General features: G+C 67.3%; 1 protein-coding gene and 1 pseudogene. Both read right to left on the reverse strand.

Going from position 1 to position 1,342, the window contains the following annotated elements:
• Positions 1-12: 12 nt before the first annotated feature.
• A pseudogene (locus GRC12_RS44495) lies at positions 13-386 on the reverse strand (hypothetical protein).
• A 28-nt stretch (positions 387-414) separates the two neighbouring features.
• A complete protein-coding gene (locus GRC12_RS44500; protein WP_208786105.1) occupies positions 415-1,284 on the reverse strand; it encodes an IS5 family transposase in 870 nt (289 codons plus the stop codon).
• Positions 1,285-1,342: the final 58 nt, after the last annotated feature.

The raw sequence follows: 1,342 nt of genomic DNA on the forward strand, positions 1-1,342 counted from the left end.
CTAGGGCGTGTTTTAGAAGTCGGTGACCTGTCTGGTTGGCCGTCCGGGGAAGCCGCGGGCGGCCATCCAGATGGTGAGGTCGCGGGCGATGTCGTTGATGCTCGTCGCCGTGGTGACCTCGTGCTCGTTGCGGGAGGTGTCACGGCGGACTACCTCGTAGCCGCCTTCGTCCAGGACGGCCACTGAGGCGAACCACACTGGATCATCCTCGTCAGGCTGGACGACCACGAAGGTGTTGTCGGAGTCGTTGAGGTCGCTGATCATCATGAACAGCGCATCCTCAGAGGGATCCTCGATGCGGTCACCGTTCTCGCTGTCGGCGCCGTAGTACTGAGCCCCCATCGTTGCCTCTCCCTCGCCCGGTGCACCCTGGTCGCGGTCAGCATGGCACGTGGAACCGACAGCTCAGGCCGGTCATAACCATTCGCCGATCGCGGCGATCAGGACAGTGGCTTCGAAGCGGACGGCGAGTTTGTCGAACCTGGTGGCGACCGCTCGGTTGCGCTTGAGCCGGTTGATCCCGCACTCGACCGCGTGCCGGGCCTTGTAATCCTCGCGGTCGAACGCCGGAGGCCGCCCGCCGGCCTTCCCGCGCCGTTTGCGGTTGGCTGCCTGGTCGGCGGGCTCCGGGATCGTGCACCGGATTCCCCGCTTGCGTAGGTAGGCCCGGTTGGCGCGGGAGGAGTACGCCTTGTCGCCTCGAACCCGCAGTGGGCGGACGCGGGGACGGCCGGGTCCGGTGCGGGGAACTCGGATACCTTCCAGGACGGCGGCGAACTGAGGACTGTCACCACGCTGACCTGCGGTGACCAGCAAAGACAGCGGCCGTTGGCCTTGCTCGCAGGCCAGATGGATCTTGGTGGTGAAGCCTCCCCGGGACCGGCCCAGACCGTGGTCGTCAGGCTCCGTGCGGGTTCCGCCGGGCGGCTCCTTCTGGGCCTGGCCGTCGCGGCGGGCGCCTGCGGCGTGCTGATGAGCCCGGCAGATCGTGGAGTCGACGTTGACCTCCCACGTGATCAGCCCTGCCGCATCCGCCCGGGCCTGTAATCCGGTCAGCAGCACAGGCCAGGTGCCGTCACGTTGCCAGCGGCGGAAGAGTCCGTAGACCGTCTGCCACGGCCCGTATTCCGACGGCAGATCCCGCCACGGAGCACCAGTCCGCACCCGCCACCGGATCCCGTCTATCAGCTTCCGCCGACCCAGCGACGGCCGGCCCAACACCGCGACCGGCAACAACGGCTCCAGCACCGCCCACTGCTCGTCAGAAAGATCCCCTCGCCCCACATACAGATCATCACGGCACGGGACGAGGAAGGGAGCCGACTTTCAAAACACGCGCTAG

It is taken from the genome of Streptomyces griseorubiginosus (assembly GCF_017614965.1).
GTDB classification, from domain to species: Bacteria; Actinomycetota; Actinomycetes; order Streptomycetales; family Streptomycetaceae; genus Streptomyces; species Streptomyces griseorubiginosus_B.